This window comes from Kitasatospora sp. NPDC054795 (assembly GCF_053611565.1).
The window spans coordinates 1-17,338 of sequence record NZ_JBSHAP010000165.1 but is presented as its reverse complement, the minus strand read 5'-3'; the positions used below and the strand labels follow the sequence as shown (position 1 = coordinate 17,338).

The window sequence follows — 17,338 nt, the reverse complement described above, 5'->3', positions numbered from 1 at the left end:
CCGCAGGTTCGGTGGGCGCGGTGGGCGCGGCGGGCGCGGCGGGCGCGGCGGGCGCGGCGGGCGCGGCGGGCGCCGGCTCCGGGGGTTCGGTGGTCACGGAAGTGGCTCCAGAGAAGGGGGAAGAGGAAGGGGAGGCATCGGGCGGGCGGTCCGTCGGAGCCGGGCTCAGCCGCCGGTGGTGAGCCACTCGCGCTGGCGCTTCATCAGCTCGTTCAGCAGCGCCTTGTCGGGCGTCCCCTTCACGTCGACGTCGACCGTGTACTGCACGTCGCCCTGGCTGGAGATGCCGCTCATCGATCCGGTGTAGGCCTGCTGCTTGGGGGCCTGCAGGTAGCCGTGGCCGCCCGGGTCCCCGTCGATGTCGAACGGGCTCAGCGACTTGACCTCGTAGCCCTTGACGAAGTCGCGTGCCGCCCCGGTGGAACCGAACTTCAGCAGGGTGACGGTGACTTCGGCCTTGCCGTCGGCGGTCCGGTACGTCCGGGTCGCGCCGCTCCTGTAGCCGTACGAGCCGAGGATGTCCATGATGCCGTCCTGCTTGCCGAAGAGCGCGGCGACGTCGTCGTTGGTCATGGTCATCCCGTCCGCGGGACCGTAGGACTCGCCGCCGGCCGGGAGGGGGAGCAGGAAGTAGCGCAGGTCGCCCTCGTGCTGGCCGTTCTTGACCGTGCCCTTGACGGTGCTGGCGGGGGCGGGTTCGGCCGGGGCGGCGGTGGGCACCGGGACGGGCGCGGCCGAGGGCGTCGCGGACGCGGTGCCACTCGCGGTGGGACTCGCACTCGCACTCGCGCTCGCGGCCACCCTCGACGGGGCGGGGGCGGCCGCGGCCGAGCGGGCGGCGGGCCTGCCGACGGCGACGGTCACCGCGGCGCTGGCCGCCGTGACGGCGAGCAGGCCGGCGGTGGCCAGCGCGACACCGACGGCGCGCGGCAGCCGGCGCGGGGCCTGCTGCGGCAGAGCGGTCGGCTCCGGCGGGGCGGTCGGAGCCGGCGCGGCGGTCGGCGTCGGCAGCGCTGCCGGCTCCGGTGCGGGCGCGGCGGCCGGCACCGGCGGCGCGGCGGCCGGCTCGGCCGGTGCCGGAGGTGCGGCGGCGGCACCCTCGTTCTCGGGCTCGGGCTCGGGCAAGGAAATCCCCCCAGGAAGAATGCGGAATCCCACGCGCGGGCCCCTCACGGGCGCCACTGCCCCAGCGGGTTCTCCGGGAATTCCGTCACGCGTGTCGGCAGGAATTATGAGAGGCAGCCGACACCGCTGCCAAAACGGTTAACCGCCACACTTTCCCCCAATGTTCGACGAATCGGACACACCGTGATCGAACCGCAATGGGCGCTGTCCTGCGGTGATGACACTGTGTCGACACATCGATTCGAACACGGCCTCCTCCCTCCCCGGCGGCCCGTGACGATGTCGCGGTCCCGTCACCGCTCGGCACGAAGGCGCGCCCGCGGGGCCGGGGCGGCGTCAAGAACGGGCAAGGACCGGGAGAAGGACGGGAAAAGAGGGGGGACGTTCCGCGACGAGGGGGGATCCGGCCGCCGGCGGGCGTGGCCGGCCGTGGTGGCGCTCGCGGCTCCGGCCGCCGCCGGAGCACCGGTGGTGTGGGCGTGGTCGCTGGACCGGCCGGTGGGCGCGGGGCCGCTGTGGCTGTGCGCCGCCGCACTGGCGGTGGGCGCGGCCGCCTCGGCCCGGACGGACCGAGGGGCGGTCCGGCGGGCGCGCGGCGCCGGCGGGGACGCAGCGGTCCGCGCGTGGGCGGTGGTGCTGCTCGCGGCCGTGTGGGGGACGGCGTTCGCGACGGCCCAGGCCGTCCACACCGTCCAGGTGCGGGCGCACGAGCCGCGCAGCGTCGCGGCGGTGGTGACGCACTGCCGGGCGACGGGCCGGCGGCCGGTGGAGGGCGGCGGTCTGGGCTCGAAGACGTACGGCTGCACCTACCGTTGGAGCGTGGACGGACAGGAGTTCAGCGAGGAGCGCCCGGTCGACGAGCCCTACCCGGACGGCCATGAGGTCCGGGCCTGGCTGGAGGACGGCGGGCGGATGGTCACCGGCCGGCCGAGCCCGGCGGCGGTCCCGTTCTGGATCGCGCCGGCCCTGCTCGGCCTGGCCGCCGTACCCTACGCCGCCGTCCGCCTGACCGCCCAGGTCCGGGAGGCGGACCGGTGAGCGGCGGCAGCGGGACCGGCCCGCGGTTCGCCGTCGGCCCCGGGTACGCGCTGTACCGGGGGCCGCTGGCCGACAGCGCCTTCCACCGGCACACCACCTTCCAGGTCGCCGTCGCGGGCGCCGCCCGCACGGTGGCCATCGACGACGACACCGGCCGGCGCCACCACGGGCCCGCGCTCGTGGTGCCGCCGATGGTGCGCCACCGGATGGCCCCGACCCGGGAGGTGCTGACCTTCTACGTGGATCCGCACTGCGCCTTCGCCGACCGGCTGCGCGCGGGCTGCGGCGACGGGGTCACCGTCGCCCCGCAGTGGCACGGCCTGACCGAGCGGGAGGTACGGCCGGACGGCGGGCTGCCCGCCACCGGGCTGGACCCGAGGCTGCGCGCGGCCATGGCGGCACTGGCCGACGGTCAGGAGCCGCTGGAGGGCCTCGCCGCGCGCGTCGGGCTGTCCCCGCAGCGCCTGCGGGCCCTGGCGCGGCGGCAGTTGGGGGTTCCGCTGGCGCGCTGGCGCAGCTGGCAGCGGCTGTCCCGGGCGGCGCTGGCGCTCGGCGAGGGGTGCTCGCCGGCGCAGGCGGCGTTCGCGGGCGGGTTCGCCGACCAGGCCCATTTCACGCGGTGGATGCGGGAGTTGACCGGGCTGACGCCCTCGCAGGTGCTGCCCGCGCTGCGCACGGCCGGGAGTGCGGTCGCTCAGGCGGGGCGGCGCGCGGTGTAGAGGGACATCGAACCGGTCACCGTCGCGACGGTCTCCGTCTCGCGCACGCCCTCGAAGCCCGCCTCGGCGATGAGGCGGGGCAGGATGCCGTCGGCGTTGGGCTGGGTGTCCTGCTTCCCGTCGGCGAACTGGACGATCCGGAAGGCCAGGCGCATGGCCGCCGTGCGCTGCCGCCCGTAGTCGGCGATCACCAGTTTGCCGCCGGGGCGCAGGGTGCGGTGCATGGCGGCGAGGATCGCCCGCTTCATCGGGACGGGGCACTGGTGGAGGACGAGGCTGGAGACGACGGTGTCGGCCGCTTCGTCGCCGACGACCTCGGCCACCGCGTCGCCCAGGCCGGTGCGGAAGTCGGGGGTGGCGCCGGCCGCGGCGGCCTTGCGGCGGGCCAGGCGCAGCACGGCGGGATCGGGGTCGACGCCGATGACGGTGGCCTGCGGTTCGGCGCGGTGCAGGAGGACGGCGAAGGAGCCGGTGCCGCAGCCGACGTCGACGATGACGTCACCGGGGCGGGGGGCGGCGTGCATGGCCAGCAGGCTGCGCCACAGGCGTTCGCGGGTGAGCGAGACGATGGGGTCGTAGAGGCCGAGGGCGAAGCGCCCGGCGGCGGGGGTGAAGGTGTCGCTCGGTGTCATGGGGCCAGTGTGGGCGGGCAGTTGGGGCGAGGTCTTGAACGAATCGCTCGCCCGCCGGGCGCCCGCGGAGGCTGCGCGGCGGCGGCCTGCGGCGCCGGGACCGCCGTCGCCCAGGACCCCGGCACGATACCGACCGGCACCGAGGCGGCCTGCCTCGCCCTGGTCCAGGGCTGTCTGGAGGGGGCCTACGGTGTCCCGGGCGACGAGCAGTACGCGGCCGACCGCAAGGGCTGCGACCTGCCGGTGAAACGCTAGGCGGCTTCGACCCGTCTGTGGCCGTCGGCCGTGACGGGCCGGGCGGTGCGCTCGCCGGCGGTGCGGGTGCGCTGCGGCGGGACCTGGTGTGCCGGGTGGACGTTCGCCGTGCGCCGGGCCCGTTCCTGCGGTGCGGCGGAAGGTGTCCGGGCAGCGGCGGTGCCCCTGCCGGTGGCGGTGCCCCGGCCGGCGGTGGTGGCGGGCGCGGTGGTCCGGGCCCGGTGGCGTCCGTCGTCGGTGCCGGGGGTGGCGGGTTCGCCGGCCGTGCCGAGGGAGACGAGGAGGTCCCGGATGCGCAGGCCCAGGTGCAGGGTCATGCGGTCCGCTCCGCTGTCCAGGTCGAACCCGGTGATCTCCTGGATCTGCCGCAGCCGGTAGTGCAGCGAGGTGCGGTGGATCCGCAGGGCGTCGGCGGTCCTGGTCGTCGATCCGGCGTGGTCGAGGAAGCAGCGCAGGGTCTCCGCCAGGCGGTGGCCTCCGCTGGATTCCAGCAGGGTACGCAGCGGCTTCGGGAGGAGTGACGTGTTCAGGGCGTGGTCGGGCAGTTGCAGGAGCACGGCGAGTTCGCCGAGTTCCTCCCAGGAGCCGATGTCGTTCAGGGCGGGTATCCGGCGTGCCGCGCGCACCGCGACGAGCGCCTGTTCGTAGGAGGCCCGGGCGGAGGAGAGGCCGCTGTGGTGGCCGCCGATGCCGATGACGGGAGCGGCCGAGGCGTCCAGGCGGGTGCCGAGGATGTCCAGGATGTGCCGGGACTGCTCCCGCAGTGCTTCGGTTTCCAGCGGCCGGTCGGCGAGTTGCAGCAGGACGACCCGGTCCGGGGTGACCGCGAAGGCGCCGTGGGCCGACCGGGTGCGCCGGAATCCGTCCAGCGCGCCGGAGAGCGCGGCCGCCACCTGCCCGGGCGACGCCTGGCAGCGCACCGCCTGCACGACGCTGACCACCGCGTGGGGGGCGTCCGGGAGCAGCCCGTCGTCCAGGAGCCGGCGGCGGGACTCGGCGCGGGTGGCGGGGTCCGGTCCCAGCAGCGAGAGGAGGAGTTCCTGTTCCCTGGCCCGCTCGGCGTCGGCCAGGAGGTGGTCGGCGTACAGCTGGCCGACGATGGCGGGCGTGGCCCGGGCGATGGCCTCGGTCTCCTCGGGGGTCAGGGTGGCGTCCGGTGCGATGACCATCAGCAGGCCGAGGAAGTGGCCTCGCTCGCGCAGTGGCACGCAGTAGCGGGGAAGCAGCCCGAGATCGTCGCGGCCCTCCAGGAATCCCGGCCTGGACCACCGGGTGACGCCCTGGTCGAGGACGTGGCGGGCGGCTTCGCTGTCCGTCCGTCCCTGCAGCAGGCTGTGAACGCGGGCCCGGTCCGCGTCGTCGAAGTGCCGGGACGCGCAGACGCTCGTGACCGAGGGGTCGACCAGGGCCACGGACCGGCGGAGCGACTCCGCGAGTTCCCCGATCAGCTGTCGCAGCGCGGCACTGCCGACGGGGGCTCGCCGCCGTTGTTCGGTCATGGCAGTCCTCATTCGTGGTCGTCCCGGTGCGGTGCGGGGCCGGCGGAGTCGGAATCCGGCGGCGGCATCCCGTGCGCCGGTCCCGGTCCCGGGCCCGGATCGCTCCGGTCCCGCTTGCCCCTGGGACACCGTGACACCACCGCGATGCCCCACGGTGCACGGCTCCTGCCCGTGTCTGCGGGGATGGCCCGGGCCTGGTGCCATCCGGTGCGGAACTGCCCCAGGCTGATCCCCCGGCCCGTCGTGTGCGGCCGGTGAACCGTCCCTGCGGAGGAGTGCTCGTGCCCGAAGACGTCCACGTTCCCCGGATGGCGCCCGTCCTCGGGCGGCAGACGCGTGCCTTCGTCGAGTCCTGCCCGTGGCCGGGTCCCCCGCAGGGCGACGGCGCCGCGGCGAGGGAGCGCATGGCGGCGCTGTGGGACGGCGGCGGCCGCGAGGAGCCCGAGGTCGAGGAGGAGTGGCTGGCCGTGCCGAGCGGGGACGGGGGCCGGATCCGGGTGCGGATCCTGCGTCCCGCGGAGGCGTGCGAGCCGCTGCCGGTGGTGCTCTACCTGCACGGGCTCGGCTGGATGCTGACCGACGCCCACGCGCACCGGCAGCTGCTGGTGGACCTGGTGCTCGGGGCGGACGCGGCCGTGGTGGTGCCCGAGTACGACGCGCCGGAGCACGCCCGTCACCCGCATGCCGTCGAGCGGGCGTACGCGGTGGCCCGGTGGATCGCCGGGCACGGCGTGGGCTGCCGGCTCGACGGGAGCAGGATCGCGGTGGTCGGTGCCAGCGCGGGCGCCCAGCACGCGGCCGCGCTCACCCTCCTGGCGCGCACGCGCGGCGGCCCGCGCCTGCGCCACCAGGTGCTGGTCTGCCCGGTGACCGACGCGGCGATGGACACCCCGTCCTACCGCCGGTTCGCCGAGGGGTACTTCCTGAGCAGCGCCGCCATGCGGGAGTACTGGCAGCAGTACGCGCCGGACCCGCGGGACCGCGTCCAGGGCGCCGTCTCACCGCTGCGCGCGCCCGTGGAGTGCCTGGTGGGGCTGCCGCCGGCGCTGGTCATCACCGCGGAGGCCGACGTCCTGCGGGACGAGGGCGAGGCGTACGCGGCGCGGCTGCGGCAGGCGGACGTCCCGGTCGTGTCGGCCCGCTACCACGGCACGATCCACGGATTCGTCCTGTTCGACCGGCTGCGCGGCACGGAGGCGTCCGGGGCGGCACGCATCCAGATCACGGACGCCCTGCACACCGCCCTGCACCCGTGAGGTCACTCGGGGTCGTCCACCGGGTCGTCCACGGGCCCGTCCACGGGGACGGCGCCGCCGAGCCGCCGCCACTCGCTCGGGGACACCCCGCTGGCCGCCTGGAAACGGCGGCTGAAGTGGCTCGGGCTGCTGAACCCGCACCGGGCGGAGACCGCGGCGACGGTCAGGCGGTCGTAGCGTTTGGAGGCCAGCATGCGCCGCGCCTTGCCGAGCCGCTCCTCGATGAGCCACTGCTCCAGGCTGATCCCGGCACCGCTGAGCAGCGTGTAGAGCCGGCGCACCGAGACGGCGTGCTCGGCCGCGATCCGTTCCGGCGTCAGGTCGCGGTCCGCGAGGTGGGAGCGAGCGAAGGCCAGGATCCGGGTGAGCAGGGTGTCGTCCATCGTCGACCTGACCTCGGCGCTCTCCTCGGCGTGCGCGGCCGACGTGAGCAGCGCGCGCACGAGTTCCGTCGTGGCGGCCCCCAGGGCCTGCGCACCGGGGTCGGCCTCCAGCCGGCCGGGATCGCGCCACAGGCCCTGCAGGTGCTGCAGCACCAGGCCGTGGAGCGGGCTGGAGCGCAGCCGCTGGGAGGCCCGCACCACGTCGTCGACCGGCACGCCGAGGCGGTCCATGTCGAACATGATGGCCTGGGAGGCGCCGTCGCCGGACCAGCCGTACACGCGGGGCGACAGCTCGTGGAAGACGCAGATGTCGTCGGAGCCCAGGAGTACCCGCCGGCCCGCGACCTCGGCCCGGTGGACGCCCAGGGGCTGGAGCGAGACCGAGACGATGGGGCTGCTGCGGTGGTGGTGCACGTGCTGGGCCGTGCGCCGCACCTCGAAGCCCGAGTTCCGGGTGGCGAAGAGGTCGAGGCCGCCGACGCGCCACATTTCCATGCGGGCGTGGATGCCGGTCTCCGGTTCCTCGTGGGCGACGTCGTTGGGCACCAGCGAATCCGTCAGCGCGTGGTGGAACGCGTCCACGCGCTCACGGGGCGACACCGTGTCGAGGTCGAGCAGCAGCACACACCCTCCCGAAAGGACCGAATTCGGCCAGTCTGCCGCACCGGTGGGCGCTCCCGGCCGCGGCGGACGCCCGGGGCGGATGCTGTGCGCTCTCGGTCAAGCGGGCGTGCGCTCTCAGGTCAGGCGGGCGGCCCCGCGTGGTACGCGGGGCCGCCCGGCGAGAAGCGCTTCAGGAGGCGGCCGGAAGACAGACGGTCCCGTGCGGTCGATCTCTCATGTCGGCTTCGGCCGTGGTTCGAGCCTTCTTGCCGACCCGCCGTAGAAGTTGTCTGTGCTCGCAAGTGAGCGTTGTTCCGGAATCACTTCGTCCCTACCAGGCATGCCAGAGCGCATCGTGACGGTGGCGGACCGGAGGGATGTCCGCACCGTCGATGTCGTGGCCGGCGCGGTGCAGTCCACGGATCCGCTGGGCTTCGAGCCGGCCCTGCAGCCGCGCCCGGCTTTCGGCCGTGGCGATCTCGACGGAGAACGAACCTGTCCTGCAGTCGAGCGCCACCGACAACCGGAAGGTGATCCGATGCCGTGCCTTCTCGGGGGCGGGGCGACGGCCTTCGCGGGCAGCCCGGCCCAGTTCAGCGCGGGCGTAGCGGAGGTCGTACAGGGACATGGACTCCGATGCGCGTTCCTGGACGCGGAGTTGCCTGGGAGTCGTGCGGACGGTTCGGGACATCAAGAGCCTCCGTGAGGCCCTCTGGGCTCTCCAGAGGTACCTACGGCGGGTGCGGTCTGGTCAGCACGACTCGGCCCCTCATCGGTCGGGAGGATCTACCCGACAGCACGGTAGTCACGCGGAGGCGTGGAGGCCCGGGTTTTCCGCTCGCCCCCGCTGCGGAGCCAAGCCGCTCCACACTGGAAAGGCCCGGGCGGCCCCGCGCACTCCGCGGGGCCGCCGGCAAGAAAAGCTTCAGGAGCCGACAGGAAAGTCGCCCGCCTGGACACCCCCGACGAAGGACTGCCACGCATCGGGAGTGAACGCGAGAGCCGGCCCATCAGGATCCTTGCTGTCCCGGACCGGAACGATGCCGATGGCGCCCTCGGCGACCTCGACGCAGTCGCCACCGGAGGGGTTGCTGTAGCTACTCTTGCGCCAGTTCATGCTCTGTACCCTTCTGTCACCAGCTTCTGCATCCAGGAGATGGAGTCCTCCGGAGCCATCGCCAGCGACGTTAGTTGGTTGAAGACAGTCTCGTATCGAACGATGTCTACCTTCTTCTCGATGTAGAGGCTGCTGCTGACCGACTCACAGAAGGCAACCTCGCCAGGCACGTCCGAGAAGGAGAGTATGCGGAAATTCGTGCCCATCGCCGCGTGAGCACCCACGCTGAACGGAATCACCTGGATGGTGATATTGGGCAGTTGCGCAAGCTCGACCAGGTGGCTGACCTGCTTCGTCATCACCTGAGCGCCGCCGACCTCGCGCCGGAAGGCGGCCTCGGAAAGCACGGCGTGTACGGCGAGTGGTTCCGGATTCCGGATGAGCTCTTGGCGTTGCAGCCTGAGCTTCACCCGCCGTTCGATGTCTTGGCCGTTGTTCTGCTCCGACCAGAAGGTCCGAAACACTTCGCGCGCGTAGCCGGCGGTCTGAAACAGCCCAGGAACCAACTCGGACTCATAGGAGCGAACCCGGGCAGCGTCGGCCTCAAGACCCACGTAGGTCTGGAACCAGTCCGGCAGTGTGTCCGTGTAGTCGTGCCACCAGCCGCGTTGTGTGCTGCGGCGAGTCAGCGAGATCATCTGCCGCAACTCGGCCTCGTCGCGCACGCCGTACAGTTCGAGCATCGCGCGAACATCGGATTCCTTTAGGGGCGTCTGACCCGACTCGATCCGCGACACCTTGGATGCACTGAAGCCGAGTTCGTCCGCAACGGACTTGGCCTGGCGCCCGGTCCGTTCGCGCAATCGCCGCAGCTCGGAGCCGAGCCTACGGCGCAGCACAGTTGGACTGTCCACGCTCGCCGCTCCCTCTTGGTTGACGTCGGGTCACAGTCTGCCACCTCCCTGGGTGATCACACGAATCTTGCGACACCATGCAATTGCACGGAAGCGCGCTTGCATAATTTAGCCATTGCAGAGCATGCTACAGGGAGTAGCGCTTCGGGTCTCCTGAGTGACAGCAGCCCGGCCTACTGCCGGGCATCCCCATGCCTCCGCCCGGCCCAGCATGGCTTCAAACTTCGTGCCTGGAAGGTGACTTCGCCATGTCCTCCCACTCCTCCACCGCCTGGCTGCCGCGCAGCCGCCGCGCTCCCGGCGAGGGGCGCCTGCACCTTGCCGAGCTCCTCGGATGCGCCCCGAACGGGGCCCGCTTCCTCGACCCGGGGCTCCTGATCGTCTCGGAGCTCGTCACCAACGCCCTCCTGCACGGCACGCCGGTGGGGCACCTCATCTACCTCGCCCTCGACCTCGACCCCGCGCGCCTGCTCATCGAGGTGCACGACGCCCGGCGGGACCGCGAGCCCGTCCTGCGCGCGCTCACGCTCGACGGCGAGGCCGGGCGCGGCCTCCACCTCGTCAAGTCCCTCTCCACCCGCACTGGTTGCTCCTCGCGCGAGCACACTGGCAAGATCGTCTGGTGCGAGGTGGCCGCGTGAGGGACGACCACGACGTCCTCGTCGAGCTGCCGGGCCACCACCCGCCCGCCGTCCACACCCTCAACGCCGATGCCCTCGAACGGATCTGGGACTCGGTCTGTCACCTGCCGATGTCCCGCTTCCAGCACTACGTCCTGGAGCGCCGTCTCACCGGCCCCTGCGCCCGGCGCGACATCATCCGCGACCTCGCCGACGCCCCCGCCCTCTCCCTCCCCCTCGGCGACCGCGAACTCCGCATCAGCTGGGCGAACACGGACCGGTAGCCATCCGGCCCGGGCTCCGCCGCATCGCCGAGTCGCTCCCCTCCGACGGCGGCCGCGAACACCACCCCGCGTGAGAAGTCGGCCGGTTCGACTTCTCACGCCGAACCGCACCGAACCGAACCGCACCGAGCAGCACTTCGCACCCCCCGCTCAGAGCCACCCCCGCCGCGCGGCCTGCACCCCCGCCTGGAAGCGGGTGGTGGCGCCCAGGTGCGCCAGCAGCGTCGACACCCGGCGCACCACGGTGCGCCGCCCCACCCCCAACCGGCGGGCGATGGCGTCGTCGGTGGCACCTCCCGCCATCAGCGTCAGGATCCGCCGGTCGCGTTCGTCGATGCGCAGGTCGACCTCCGCCATCGACGCGGGCACCGCCAGGCGCCACAGCGTCTCGAACACCCCGCTCAGCGCGGTCAGCAGTCCGGAGGGCCGGATCAGCAGCGAGACGACCCCCGGGCGGTCGTCGGCGGGCAGAGTGACGATGGCCAGGTCGTCGTCGCCGATGGCGAGTTTGAGCGGCGGCTCGTCCAGGGTGCGGGCCTGCTCCCCCGCCTCGATCATCCGGGCCATGTTGGGTCCGACCACCGGGTCCTGGAACGCGCACCCCTGGTAGATCACCCGGTAGTTGACGCCCGCGGCCATCCGGCGGCGCTGCAGTACCTCCTGGTCGAGGTAGTGGGCGGGGCTGCCGGAGTACGGCGGCACGTCGATGACCCGTAGCTGGTGGCGGGCCGCGAGTTGGAGGCGGCGGCTGGCGGCCAGCACCTCGGCGGGGTCCTCGACCACCTCCAGGGCGCCGTAGCTGCCGGTGTCGCGGCGGGCGAAGCGGTAGAGCCGTTCCAGTTCGGCGCCGGCCCGTCGGGCGGTGGCCTGGCGCAGCGCGTCGTGCTGCAGCACCGCTTCGACGACCCGGGCGGGTGGCAGTGCCTCCCAGGCGTGGTCGCGGTCGTCGGCGCTGTCGGTGGTGTCGAAGGCCACCGCGACGCCCTCGTCGGCGAGGTCGCGCAGGACGGCGAGCACAGCGTCCTCGTCCAGGCCGCTCTCGCGGGCGAGTTCGGGCACGCGGGCCCGTGGCCGGCCGACCAGGCCGTGGTAGACGCGGCCGCGTTCGGAGTCCGGTTCCAGCACGTCGTGCACGACGCCCCCCAGTCATCGCGTCCCGCCGCCATGTCATGTCCAGGGCAGGCCCGGGGGAGCCTACCCGCGCCGGCGGCGCACATGCGCCAGTGGCCCAGGTGCGCCGCCGGGGGCCCTGGCGCCGGGGCGGGGCCACTGACAAGAGTTGTCGGCGATCAGTCAGATCACCGAAGATCGCCAAAGGTCGCTGAAGGTCGAGGACGCCCATGCCCCCTGCCCGGCTCCGGCGCGCCCGCGCGGCTCTCGCCGCCCTGGCCGCCTGCCTGCTCCCGCTCGCCGCGACGCCCGCGGCCTCCGCCGCAGCGGCGCCCGCGCTCCCCGCACCCGCCTCGCCCGCCGTACGGGCCGGGGCAGACACCGACGCGCCGCCGCCGCTGACCGACGGCTTCGGGCTGACCCAGGTCGGCGCCGCCACCGGCACCGCCACCAACTTCGTCATCACCGTCACCACGGCGAAGGTCGCCGGGCCGCACACCATCCGCATCCTGCTGCCCGCCGACTACGCGCAGCGGCCCGACAAGCGCTACCCGGTGCTGTACTTCCTGCACGGCGCCTCGGACAACCCGAGCGACCCGGCCCTGGCCTACCCCGCGCTGACCGCCGCCCAGTCGATGATCACCGTCATCCCGGACGGCGGCCTGCGCGGCTGGTACACCGACTGGCTCGACCAGAACACCGCCGCCGGCGCCCAGAACTGGGAGACCTTCCACCTCACCCAGGTCCTGCCCTTCGTCGACGCCAACCTGCGCACCCGCACCGACCGCGCCCACCGGGCCGTCGGCGGGCTGTCCATGGGCGGCTTCGGCGCCCTGCACTACGCCCAGGACCGCCCCGACCTGTTCGGCCAGGTCCTCACCATGTCCGGCGCCAACGACCTCTCCACCGACGAGATGATCATCCGCGGCGCCGTGGTCGCCACCCTCACCAACGCCGGCACCGTGCTCTGCGGCCCCAGCGACGGCCACCCCTGCGGCCTGGACTTCGGCCCCACCGTCTCCAGCGACGCCGTCTTCGGCACCCCGTACCCGGTGTTCAACGCCGACTGGCGCTGGAACGCCGCCGACCCCGTCGCGCGCGCGGCCCTGCTGGAGCACACCGGCATCGCCGTCTACACCGGCAACGGCAACAACAACCCCGCCGACATGGAGTTCTGGGCCGAGGGCACCGCCAAGCGCCTCAAGCAGCGCCTGGACGCACTCGGCCTGCCGTACCGCTACGTCGGCTACGGCGACGGCACCGGCTGGGGCGCCGACTGCCACGGCGGCCACACCCCGGGCTGCTGGGCGCAGGACCTTTCGGACTACGTCCCGCGCCTGGAGGCGGCCTTCGCCGCCGCGCCCTGAGCCTCCCCCTTCCTCCCCCGCCCCTTCCTCCTCTCCCCGACGAAAGGAAACCCCTTGCCCACCACGACCCCCGGCCGTACGGCGCCCTGGCTGCGCCTGTTCGCGGCCCTCCTGGTGACCTGTTGCGCCGCCCTGGGCCTGACCGCCGCGCCCGCCCGCGCCGCCGCGGCCACCCCGGCCGCCGCGCCGGCCCCGCTCGCCGCCTGCGCCTCGCCGCAGCAGTGCCTGACCATCAAGTCGCTCAGCAACGGGCGCCAACTCGACGTCCAGAACGGCAACATGGGCGACGGCGCCTACATCGTCACCAACTCCGCCCCCGGATACCACCAGTCCTGGCGGCTGAACGTCGACCCGTCCGACTCCTCCTTCACCATCGTCAACAACGACACCGGCAAGTGCATCGACCTGGCCTTCTTCACCCCGGCGCTGCGCCAGCAGAGCTGCGCCGGGCAGGCCAGCCAGCGCTGGTACTTCCAGCCCGCGGCGGCCGGCGGCGCGGACTCGTTCATGATCCGCCACGCCGGTGACAACACCTGCCTGGACCTGCTGCTCGGCGGCAACTACGACGACGCCTGGACCGACCAGTACAGCTGCAACGGCACCGTCAACCAGCAGTGGTCCACCGGCTTCGCCCAGGCCGCCCGCAACCTGGCCGTCGACCACGGCGCCAAGCAGTGCCAGAAGGACCCCTCCAGCTGCTCCTGGGCCACGAAGAGCGAGGCCCCGGCCGCGCCGCTGCCGCGCGCCTGCGCCTCCGCGGTCTGGTTCAACAACACCAGCAGTGCCGTCCAGCAGTCCTTCGCGGTCACCGACGACAGCGGCTGGTCCAACACCATCGGCGCCGACATGGGCACCCAGATGTCCGCCGGCGCCCCCGGCAACGTCCTGACCGGGACGATCAGCTCCTCGCTGAAGTACAGCAACGAATGGCACGGGTCGCGGAGCGTCAACAACAGCGTGACCGTCACCGTCCCGACCCAGCAGTACGGCTGGGTGACGCTCGCCAAGATCGCCCGCAAGGTCACCGGCACCTGGACCTTCGACGCCCACGGCATCCCGTGGACCGCCGAGGACACCGTCACCGTCCCGCTCAGCTCCGACCCCGTCGCCGGCGCCACCCTCTACATCGCCAACACCAGCGCGACGTTCAGCAGCTGCTCCTGACACCGCGCCCGCTCCACGGCCGCCGCCCGCGCACCGCGCCGGGCGGCGGCCCCGCGTTTCCGGCCGGTCGGCAGGGCCGCCCGGACGTGCGCCGCAGCGCAACCCGCCTTACAGTGCCCCGGCTCACCCCGCCAGCGCGGCCGTGACCTGCGCGTTCACCCAAGCTGCGGGCGGACGGACCTCTGGCTAGCCTGGTCGTCGGGTGGGTGCGAAGCATCGCCGTGCCCACCGGCCCCCGGAGGCCCAGCGGCCGGTGCGACCCACAGGAACCCACAGGGACCCACAGGGCTTCCGGCGTCGTCCGCGGAAGAACCCGCGCACCTCTCGGACCACCTCACAAGGGACAACCCGCATGAGAGTGACAACCATGTCTCCTGCCAAGCGCATCGCGACCGCGGCCGTCGCCGCCGTCCTGCTGGGCGCCACCCCCGGCCTGGCCACGGCCGCCACCCCGCAGACCGCACTTCCCTCCCAGCTGACCGGCGAATGGCACCAGTTCAAGATCTACCCGCTCAACCTCCCGGCCAGGAACCTGGACGTCGACAGCGCCGGCAGGGCCGTCGTGGCCGTCGTCGACCCCGAGAGCGCACGCCAGCAGTGGAGCCTGAGCAACATCGGCGGACTGCCGCTCATCGAGAACAGGGCGACGGGCACGTGCCTGACCGCGCCGGACGACACCCTGGATGCCGTCACCGTCCGGGCCTGCGACAGGAACAACCCGAACCAGCGGTGGGACGTGCACTTCGTGACGGCCGGCCAGGTGGCGATCTCACCGAAGGCCCACCCCCGCCTCGCCCTCACCGGGGGCACCCAGGCCGGCAGCAACACAGCCCTCCTGCGGATCTACGCGGCGCAGCACAACCAGCAGTGGTCCATGCGGTCCGTGAAGTAGTGGCCCTCCCGGGCGGCCCCCGCCCCCCGGCAGGCCCCTCGACGCCCGCGGCACCCCCCGTGACCTGCGTGTTCCCCCGGAGCTGCGGACGGACCGACCTCTGGCTAGCCTGGTCGGGTGGGCACGGGGCATCTCCGTGCCCACCGGGCCCCGCCGGCAGGACGGTGAACGGGTCCGCCCCCTCGCACCACCCCCGGCGCGGCCCACGGCCCCGTGACCCGCGGGGCTTCCGGCGCCACCCGCCGAGGAACCCGCACGCCTCTCGGACACCCCACAAGGGAAAACACATGAGAGTGACAACCATGTCTCCTGCCAAGCGCATCGCGACGGCGGCCATCACCGCCGTACTGCTGGGCGGCACGCCCGGCTTGGCGACGGCAGCCACCGGAACGGCCGGATCCCAGGCCCCGCAGCAGACGACGCAACCGTCCAAACAGACCGACAACTGGAACCAGCTCCGGGTCTGGCCGCGGGGTGACGACTCGGCCAGGAACCTGGAGGCCGGCCGCGGCGGCCGCGTCATCGTGGCCACCCCCGAGCGCAACAACGACCGCCAGCAGTGGAGCCTGAGCACCGTCGCCGGGAAACAGCTCATCAAGAACAAGGCGACAGGCACCTGCCTGACCGCACCGAACGGCTCCCGCGGCCCCGTCACGCTCCGGCCCTGCGACCGGAACGACATGAACCAGCAGTGGACCGTACGGAACGTGGGGCAGGGCAAGGTCAGGATCTCCCCCGCCACCCACCCCGACCTCGCCCTCACCGGCGGCACCAGGCTCGGCAGCGCCGTCGCCCTGCGGATGTACGACGGGGCGCGCTCCCAGCAGTGGAGCACGGTCCCCCCGGGATCCTGAGCCCCGGGCCGACCGCCGGTCCCCTGACGGGCCGGCCGGAGCCGCCGCCCGCGAACGGTCCCCCGTCGAACCATTTCTGACCCGCCGTCAGATCTCCTGGCAGCCGCCCAGGCGGGTCAGCGCCTCGCGCACCGCCAGGCGCCCGGCGGTGCGGAAGGAGTACTCGCGCGAGTCGACCAGGTGCACCACGGTGTGGTGCACCACCAGCGCCAACGCCACCGGGGTGCCGGGCAGTTGCTCGGACAGCTCCGCGCGCACGCCCTCCGCCAGGGCGGCGTGGAAGCGCTCCAGGTCCCCGGGCTCCGGGTCGCCCCGGACCGTCGCGTCCGGGGCGGACTCGACGCGCAGGCCCTCCTCCCAGGGCTCGAAGTCCACGGTGACGATCGCGACGTCGCCCGGGCAGCTCGTCTGGTGGACGTAGCGGGCCCGTACGCCGCGGACCGGGCGGGGCGGGAAAGCCTGCTGCTCGGCGGTCACCGGGTCAGGAGTGCTCGATCTCGACGGAGGTGATCACCACGTCCTCGACCGGGCGGTCGGCCTCGGTGGGGGTGGTGGCGATGGCGTCGACCACGGCCCTGGAGGCGGCGTCGGCGACCTGGCCGAAGATGGTGTGCTTGCGGTTGAGGTGGGCGGGGGTGCCCACCGTGACGAAGAACTGCGAGCCGTTGGTGCCCGGGCCGGCGTTGGCCATCGCGAGCAGGTACGGCTTGGTGAAGAACAGCTCCGGGTGGAACTCGTCCGCGAAGGAGTAGCCCGGGCCGCCGGCGCCGGTACCGGTCGGGTCGCCGCCCTGGATCATGAAGCCCGCGATCACCCGGTGGAAGAGCGTGCCGTCGTAGTACGGGCCCTGGCCCGGCCCGCCGGTGCGCGGGTCGGTGTACTCCCGGGTGCCCTCGGCGAGTTCGGCGAAGTTGCGGACCGTCTTCGGCGCGTGGAACGGGAACAGCTCCAGGCGGATCGGGCCCGCCGTGGTGTGCAGGGTGGCGAACCGGGCAGTGGCCACTGGGTGACTCCTCGGGTACGGCTGACGGGTGGGGCCCGTGCGGCCCGGTACGGTGACCTGGGCCGTTCGGCTACCGCATCCTGGCACAGCCTCCGCCTTCGCGGCCGAACCGGGTGGGACGATCCGGACGTCGGACGTAACAGGACGTCGGGCGAAAGGCGGGTGGTCGTGATGGTCGGCGCGGTTCTGGTGGGAGTGCTGGTCCTGGTCGTCGCGGGGTGCGGCTGCGTGGTGTGGGCCGACCGCGGCGGGCCGCCCTGGACCCGGGTGGTCGCGGCCCTCACCCTCGGCGCCGGGAAGGCGGTGCGCAGCTACCAGCGCCGGCGGCCCCGCCGGGTGAACAGCAGCGGCGGGGACGGTGGCGGCGACGACGGCTGAGCCGCCGTCCGGGGAGGGCCGGACGGACCGACCCGGACGTGACGCGTCCCCGGCCGCCGGGGCTGCACCGGCCCCCACCTCCACGCCCAGGTCGTCGAGCGCACAGGCCGACGTGCTGGGCCGGTCCGCGTTCTCGACGTCGTCACCGGCCTTCTCCGAGGTGCTGCAGGCGGTCAGCAGGAGAG

The 17,338-nt window shown here is 73.4% G+C and carries 21 protein-coding genes; 11 read left to right on the top strand and 10 right to left on the bottom strand.

The window, feature by feature from the left end:
• Window positions 1-165: 165 nt before the first annotated feature.
• Window positions 166-1,125 carry a hypothetical protein gene (locus tag ACWGJO_RS37120; protein WP_452190080.1) on the bottom strand — a complete coding sequence of 320 codons (960 nt, stop codon included), beginning with the start codon at window positions 1,123-1,125 and terminating at the stop codon, window positions 166-168.
• A 429-nt stretch (window positions 1,126-1,554) separates the two neighbouring features.
• Here ACWGJO_RS37120 and ACWGJO_RS37115 point away from each other — a divergent pair, with 429 nt between their 5' ends.
• A complete protein-coding gene (locus ACWGJO_RS37115; RefSeq protein WP_452190079.1) occupies window positions 1,555-2,163 on the top strand; it encodes a hypothetical protein in 609 nt (202 codons plus the stop codon).
• Window positions 2,160-2,882 (top strand): helix-turn-helix domain-containing protein, encoded by a 723-nt coding sequence (locus ACWGJO_RS37110; RefSeq protein ID WP_452190078.1) that lies wholly within the window; start codon window positions 2,160-2,162, stop codon window positions 2,880-2,882. Before ACWGJO_RS37115 ends, ACWGJO_RS37110 begins: the two co-directional genes overlap by 4 nt.
• Here ACWGJO_RS37110 and ACWGJO_RS37105 read toward each other — a convergent pair.
• Window positions 2,858-3,514, bottom strand: coding sequence for a class I SAM-dependent methyltransferase (locus ACWGJO_RS37105; protein ID WP_452190077.1), 657 nt, complete (start codon window positions 3,512-3,514; stop codon window positions 2,858-2,860). The genes ACWGJO_RS37110 and ACWGJO_RS37105 overlap by 25 nt on opposite strands.
• 21 nt (window positions 3,515-3,535) lie before the next feature.
• Between ACWGJO_RS37105 and ACWGJO_RS37100 the strand changes: the two genes are divergently transcribed.
• Window positions 3,536-3,769, top strand: coding sequence for a hypothetical protein (locus tag ACWGJO_RS37100; protein ID WP_452190076.1), 234 nt, complete (start codon window positions 3,536-3,538; stop codon window positions 3,767-3,769).
• Here ACWGJO_RS37100 and ACWGJO_RS37095 read toward each other — a convergent pair.
• A complete protein-coding gene (locus ACWGJO_RS37095; RefSeq protein WP_452190075.1) occupies window positions 3,766-5,268 on the bottom strand; it encodes a PucR family transcriptional regulator in 1,503 nt (500 codons plus the stop codon). The genes ACWGJO_RS37100 and ACWGJO_RS37095 overlap by 4 nt on opposite strands.
• Before the next feature lie 308 nt (window positions 5,269-5,576).
• On the opposite strand from ACWGJO_RS37095, the gene ACWGJO_RS37090 reads away from it, so the two are divergent.
• The gene (locus ACWGJO_RS37090; protein WP_452190081.1) at window positions 5,577-6,524 is read left to right on the top strand and encodes an alpha/beta hydrolase; all 948 of its coding nucleotides are present in this window, start codon (window positions 5,577-5,579) and stop codon (window positions 6,522-6,524) included.
• A gap of 2 nt (window positions 6,525-6,526) precedes the next feature.
• Here ACWGJO_RS37090 and ACWGJO_RS37085 read toward each other — a convergent pair whose 3' ends face one another.
• From ACWGJO_RS37085 to ACWGJO_RS37070, 4 genes are all read right to left on the bottom strand, one after another.
• Window positions 6,527-7,531 (bottom strand): AraC-like ligand-binding domain-containing protein, encoded by a 1,005-nt coding sequence (locus ACWGJO_RS37085; protein WP_452190074.1) that lies wholly within the window; start codon window positions 7,529-7,531, stop codon window positions 6,527-6,529.
• A 310-nt stretch (window positions 7,532-7,841) separates the two neighbouring features.
• Entirely contained in the window at window positions 7,842-8,138 is a 297-nt protein-coding gene (locus ACWGJO_RS37080) for a hypothetical protein (RefSeq protein ID WP_452190073.1), read from the bottom strand.
• Window positions 8,139-8,435: 297 nt separating this feature from the next.
• Window positions 8,436-8,627, bottom strand: a complete 192-nt coding sequence (locus ACWGJO_RS37075; protein ID WP_452190072.1) for a DUF397 domain-containing protein — start codon at window positions 8,625-8,627, stop codon at window positions 8,436-8,438.
• On the bottom strand, window positions 8,624-9,481 hold the full coding sequence (locus ACWGJO_RS37070; protein WP_452190071.1) for a helix-turn-helix domain-containing protein: 858 nt from the start codon (window positions 9,479-9,481) through the stop codon (window positions 8,624-8,626). Before ACWGJO_RS37070 ends, ACWGJO_RS37075 begins: the two co-directional genes overlap by 4 nt.
• Window positions 9,482-9,729: 248 nt before the next feature.
• Between ACWGJO_RS37070 and ACWGJO_RS37065 the strand changes: the two genes are divergently transcribed.
• Together ACWGJO_RS37065 and ACWGJO_RS37060 are read left to right on the top strand one after the other, a co-directional pair.
• Window positions 9,730-10,122, top strand: coding sequence for an ATP-binding protein (locus ACWGJO_RS37065; RefSeq protein WP_452190070.1), 393 nt, complete (start codon window positions 9,730-9,732; stop codon window positions 10,120-10,122).
• A complete protein-coding gene (locus tag ACWGJO_RS37060) occupies window positions 10,119-10,385 on the top strand; it encodes a hypothetical protein (RefSeq protein ID WP_452190069.1) in 267 nt (88 codons plus the stop codon). Before ACWGJO_RS37065 ends, ACWGJO_RS37060 begins: the two co-directional genes overlap by 4 nt.
• Before the next feature lie 150 nt (window positions 10,386-10,535).
• Here ACWGJO_RS37060 and ACWGJO_RS37055 read toward each other — a convergent pair whose 3' ends face one another.
• Window positions 10,536-11,519, bottom strand: coding sequence for a hypothetical protein (locus ACWGJO_RS37055; RefSeq protein WP_452190068.1), 984 nt, complete (start codon window positions 11,517-11,519; stop codon window positions 10,536-10,538).
• Between the two features lie 206 nt (window positions 11,520-11,725).
• Here ACWGJO_RS37055 and ACWGJO_RS37050 point away from each other — a divergent pair, with 206 nt between their 5' ends.
• From ACWGJO_RS37050 to ACWGJO_RS37035, 4 genes are all read left to right on the top strand, one after another.
• Window positions 11,726-12,862 carry an alpha/beta hydrolase gene (locus ACWGJO_RS37050; RefSeq protein ID WP_452190067.1) on the top strand — a complete coding sequence of 379 codons (1,137 nt, stop codon included), beginning with the start codon at window positions 11,726-11,728 and terminating at the stop codon, window positions 12,860-12,862.
• Between the two features lie 54 nt (window positions 12,863-12,916).
• Window positions 12,917-14,026 (top strand): RICIN domain-containing protein, encoded by a 1,110-nt coding sequence (locus ACWGJO_RS37045; RefSeq protein ID WP_452190066.1) that lies wholly within the window; start codon window positions 12,917-12,919, stop codon window positions 14,024-14,026.
• Between the two features lie 367 nt (window positions 14,027-14,393).
• A complete protein-coding gene (locus ACWGJO_RS37040; protein ID WP_452190065.1) occupies window positions 14,394-14,918 on the top strand; it encodes an RICIN domain-containing protein in 525 nt (174 codons plus the stop codon).
• A 302-nt stretch (window positions 14,919-15,220) separates the two neighbouring features.
• Window positions 15,221-15,772: an RICIN domain-containing protein gene (locus ACWGJO_RS37035; protein ID WP_452190064.1), complete on the top strand. Its 552-nt coding sequence runs from the start codon at window positions 15,221-15,223 to the stop codon at window positions 15,770-15,772.
• Window positions 15,773-15,859: 87 nt separating this feature from the next.
• Here the strand turns inward: ACWGJO_RS37035 and ACWGJO_RS37030 are convergent, their stop codons facing one another.
• Window positions 15,860-16,249: a hypothetical protein gene (locus ACWGJO_RS37030; protein ID WP_452190063.1), complete on the bottom strand. Its 390-nt coding sequence runs from the start codon at window positions 16,247-16,249 to the stop codon at window positions 15,860-15,862.
• A gap of 4 nt (window positions 16,250-16,253) precedes the next feature.
• Window positions 16,254-16,775, bottom strand: a complete 522-nt coding sequence (locus tag ACWGJO_RS37025) for a peptidylprolyl isomerase (protein WP_452190062.1) — start codon at window positions 16,773-16,775, stop codon at window positions 16,254-16,256.
• Between the two features lie 171 nt (window positions 16,776-16,946).
• On the opposite strand from ACWGJO_RS37025, the gene ACWGJO_RS37020 reads away from it, so the two are divergent.
• The gene (locus ACWGJO_RS37020; protein WP_452190061.1) at window positions 16,947-17,153 is read left to right on the top strand and encodes a hypothetical protein; all 207 of its coding nucleotides are present in this window, start codon (window positions 16,947-16,949) and stop codon (window positions 17,151-17,153) included.
• Window positions 17,154-17,338 lie beyond the last annotated feature (185 nt).

What these genes read in the sequence shown, in the direction of transcription:
- ACWGJO_RS37065 (WP_452190070.1), top strand. Translation starts at nt 9,730, where the DNA reads ATGTCCTCCCACTCCTCCACCGCCTGGCTGCCGCGCAGCCGCCGCGCT.
- ACWGJO_RS37035 (WP_452190064.1), top strand. Translation starts at nt 15,221, where the DNA reads ATGTCTCCTGCCAAGCGCATCGCGACGGCGGCCATCACCGCCGTACTG.
- ACWGJO_RS37080 (WP_452190073.1), bottom strand. Translation starts at nt 8,138, where the DNA reads ATGTCCCTGTACGACCTCCGCTACGCCCGCGCTGAACTGGGCCGGGCT.
- ACWGJO_RS37105 (WP_452190077.1), bottom strand. Translation starts at nt 3,514, where the DNA reads ATGACACCGAGCGACACCTTCACCCCCGCCGCCGGGCGCTTCGCCCTC.
- ACWGJO_RS37040 (WP_452190065.1), top strand. Translation starts at nt 14,394, where the DNA reads ATGTCTCCTGCCAAGCGCATCGCGACCGCGGCCGTCGCCGCCGTCCTG.
- ACWGJO_RS37095 (WP_452190075.1), bottom strand. Translation starts at nt 5,268, where the DNA reads ATGACCGAACAACGGCGGCGAGCCCCCGTCGGCAGTGCCGCGCTGCGA.
- ACWGJO_RS37090 (WP_452190081.1), top strand. Translation starts at nt 5,577, where the DNA reads ATGGCGCCCGTCCTCGGGCGGCAGACGCGTGCCTTCGTCGAGTCCTGC.
- ACWGJO_RS37020 (WP_452190061.1), top strand. Translation starts at nt 16,947, where the DNA reads ATGGTCGGCGCGGTTCTGGTGGGAGTGCTGGTCCTGGTCGTCGCGGGG.
- ACWGJO_RS37075 (WP_452190072.1), bottom strand. Translation starts at nt 8,627, where the DNA reads ATGAACTGGCGCAAGAGTAGCTACAGCAACCCCTCCGGTGGCGACTGC.
- ACWGJO_RS37050 (WP_452190067.1), top strand. Translation starts at nt 11,726, where the DNA reads ATGCCCCCTGCCCGGCTCCGGCGCGCCCGCGCGGCTCTCGCCGCCCTG.